This is a genomic window from Streptomyces sp. NPDC058457 (genome assembly GCF_042720695.1).
GTDB lineage: Bacteria > Actinomycetota > Actinomycetes > Streptomycetales > Streptomycetaceae > Streptomyces.
The window spans coordinates 1,831-5,083 of sequence record NZ_JBHXLU010000177.1 but is presented as its reverse complement, the minus strand read 5'-3'; the positions used below and the strand labels follow the sequence as shown (position 1 = coordinate 5,083).

4 protein-coding genes are annotated in these 3,253 nt (G+C 67.5%); 2 read left to right on the top strand and 2 right to left on the bottom strand.

The window, feature by feature from the left end:
• Nucleotides 1-29 precede the first annotated feature (29 nt).
• Together ACFWPS_RS53725 and ACFWPS_RS53720 are read right to left on the bottom strand one after the other, a co-directional pair.
• Nucleotides 30-812, bottom strand: a complete 783-nt coding sequence (locus ACFWPS_RS53725) for a hypothetical protein (protein WP_383721836.1) — start codon at nt 810-812, stop codon at nt 30-32.
• Between the two features lie 41 nt (nt 813-853).
• Entirely contained in the window at nt 854-1,171 is a 318-nt protein-coding gene (locus ACFWPS_RS53720; RefSeq protein WP_383721834.1) for a hypothetical protein, read from the bottom strand.
• A gap of 110 nt (nt 1,172-1,281) precedes the next feature.
• On the opposite strand from ACFWPS_RS53720, the gene ACFWPS_RS53715 reads away from it, so the two are divergent.
• On the top strand, nt 1,282-1,629 hold the full coding sequence (locus tag ACFWPS_RS53715; RefSeq protein WP_383721832.1) for a hypothetical protein: 348 nt from the start codon (nt 1,282-1,284) through the stop codon (nt 1,627-1,629).
• 223 nt (nt 1,630-1,852) lie between these two features.
• Nucleotides 1,853-3,097, top strand: coding sequence for an Ig-like domain-containing protein (locus ACFWPS_RS53710; protein ID WP_383721830.1), 1,245 nt, complete (start codon nt 1,853-1,855; stop codon nt 3,095-3,097).
• The last annotated feature ends 156 nt before the right edge of the window (nt 3,098-3,253 follow it).

The window sequence follows — 3,253 nt, the reverse complement described above, 5'->3', positions numbered from 1 at the left end:
CCCCCGAAGGGGCGCGGGGAACTGCGCAATCACCCCAGCTTTGCCGACTGGGCCTTGATCACTGCCGTCGGCACGGTGTACGTCTTGCCGGTCATCATCGCGCCGATGTTCATCGTGAAGTACGTCGCGACCGTGTTGCCGTAGCGGACCACCTCCGCGTGCAGGGGGCCCTTGTCGCCGTCCATGTCGGCGGTCGCGGTGAAGGCGACCGACTCGTCGCCCAGTCCCGACGCCTTCGTGGGCGTCACCTTGGTGACCTTCTGTTCGTCGCCGGAGGCGCCGCCGGTGAAGCCTGTCGTGCAGTTCCCGAGGGCGGTCGAGACGGCCCGGAAGGCCTCCTCGGCGCCGTTCCCGTCGTACGACGACAGGCCGAGGGAGGTGATGTCCAGGTTCAGGGAGTCCTTGAGCGCGCTCTCGAACTTGCCGTCGGCCATGTCGTCGAGGGAGGTCGCGTCGTCGGTGGGGTCCTTCTTGTCCTCCCGTACCGTGCGGCCGATCTCGGTGGCCGGGTCGGCCGGGGCGAGGCCGGTGAGGACGTAGGCCAGCGGGCGGCACTTCGCGTCGCTGGACTTGATGGTGCTCCGGGGCGGCGCGGCCTCGCCGATCGCGTTGACCTTGTAGCCGTCCACCTCGCCCTGCGCGAGGATCCGCTGCTTCAACTCCCCGGTGCTCAGCGCCCTGACGGTGGACGCCTCCCGCGCGGTGCCCGCGGTGTCCTCGGAACTACCGCCTGAGCAGCCCGTGATGAGGGCGAGGGACAGCGCGCCGCCGACGGCGAGGGCGCGGATCCGCACGCCCGATGATCTCTTCATGGGAGGACTGTGAGTCCAGGGTCAAAGAGTGGTCAAGTTATTTAAAATTCCAGCCGTTCCCGGCGGACCGAATAGACCACGAAGCCCGCGCCGACGGCGAGGAAAAGGGTGCCGCCGATGACGTACGGCGTGGTGTTCGGGCTGCCGGTGTCGGCGAGTTGGGTGGCGTCCCCGGTCGCCTCGGAGGTGGCCTCGGACAGTGCCCGGGCCTGCTGGGTGACACGGGTCGCCGTACCCTCCGACGTGCCGGTTCTCGCCGGGGCGTCCTGGGACGCGTTGGCGGAAGGGACGAACCACAGCGCGCACAGGAGCGTGCCTGCGGCGGTGGCGGTCAGCAGCGGGCGGCGAGCGGATGACACGGAATATCGATCCCCCTTGTGACGCTGGCGAATTGGCCGTGTGGAGCGATATTAGTGAAAGTCGCGGGTCACGGGAAAGTTACGGGAGGATTCGGTCGTACGCTCCCGCCATGAGCACTCCAGAGACATCACGATTTGTGCGGCTTCGGGTGGAGCTGGTCCTTGAGGTCGAGGACGCCGCCGAGGTCACCAAGGCCGCACTGGGCCGGATCGCCGGGGATCCCGACCTGCCGGCCGACGAGCGGGCGCACGCCGAGGCGGCTGTGACGGAAGACACCGCCGAGGCCCTCGCCTATCTCGTCGATCCGTTCGACCTGGTCAGCGAGGTGCCCGGGATCGAGCTCCAGCAGGCCTCCTGGTCCAGCGAGCCGATTTCCTATGATCCGGATTCGCCGGACTGGGATCTCGACGAGGATGATGACGAGCGCGACGACGAAGAAGAGGGCGGCATCGGCTGAGCGATCCGGGGAACCGGTGACCCCGGACGGCAACCGCCGTCCGGGGTTTCGTCGTCTCAGAGGGCGCGCGGGCCCGCCCCTCCCGCATCGGCCGCCCCTGTGGACGTGGTGTGCCCCACAGATCCGAAGAATGTGGAACGGGGCGGCGCGGCCGTAGCGTTGAAGGTTCTTGACGGGGGCTCTCGGTGTGTTCGCGTACTCGGCAACGATGGAGAAGCGTGTGATGACGGACAGTAAGCGGCGCAGGGGCCTGATGGCCGCGTCCGCACTGCTCGGCGGTGTACTGGTGCTCACGGCGTGTTCGGGCAGCGACGACAAGGCGTCCGGCAGCGGTGAGAGCGCGCAGTCCCAGGCGGACGCGGCGGCGGCCAAGAAGTCGTCCCAGGCCGACATCACGATCACACCCAAGGACGGCTCGGACAACGCGTCCATCAACAACTCGGCCGCCGTCACCGTCAGCAAGGGCACGCTCACCAGCGTGGCCATGACCACCGCGGACGGCACCGCGGTCGCCGGCGCCCTGTCCGCCGACAAGACCAGCTGGAAGCCCTCCGCCCAGCTGGAGCGGTCCACCACCTACAAGGTCGCCGCCGAGGCCAAGGACTCCGCCGGCCTGGTCGCGCACGAGAACGCCTCCTTCACCACGGTCTCCCCGTCCAACAGCTTCATAGGCACCTTCACCCCCGAGGACGGCTCGACCGTCGGCGTCGGCATGCCCGTGTCGATCAACTTCGACAAGCAGATCACCGACAAGGCCGCCGTCCAGAAGGGCATCACGGTCACCTCCAGCAGCGGCCAGGAGGTCGTCTGCCACTGGTTCTCCACCCAGCGCATGGACTGCCGTCCCGAGGACTACTGGAAGGAGAACTCCACCGTCACGCTGAAGCTCGCGCTCGACGGTGTCGAGGGCGCCTCCGGGGTCTACGGCGTCCAGCAGAAGACGGTCACCTTCCACATCGGCCGCAACCAGATCTCCTACGTCGACGCCAAGACCAAGGAGATGAAGGTCACCGAGGACGGCAAGACCGTCAAGACCATCCCGATCTCGGCCGGTTCGCCGGAGCACACCACGTACGAGGGTGTCATGGTGATGTCCGAGAAGTACAAGCAGACGCGCATGAACGGCACGACCGTCGGCTTCACCGACAACGACGGCAAGGCCGAGTACGACATCAAGGACGTGCCGCACGCCATCCGCCTCACCAGCTCCGGCACCTTCCTGCACGGCAACTACTGGGGCGCCAAGTCCGTCTTCGGCAGCGTGAACACCAGCCACGGCTGTGTCGGCCTGTCCGACACCAAGGGCGCCAACGACACCACCACGCCCGCCTACTGGATGTACACCCACTCGATCATCGGTGACGTCGTGGTCGTCTCCAACACCGGCGACAAGACCGTGGCCCCCGACAACGGCCTCAACGGCTGGAACATGAACTGGACGGCGTGGAAGGCCGGTTCGGCCGTCTGAGCCACTCGCACACCGCACGGAAGGGGGGGGGGCCCCGGCCGGCGCCCCGCCCCCCGGGAGGCCCCCGAGGGCGGGCATCCTGGGGGCGTGGAAGCCCAAAAATGAAGAGCATTTATTTTGGATTAAGATGGACACCAGCGGCTGGCCAACAGAGCG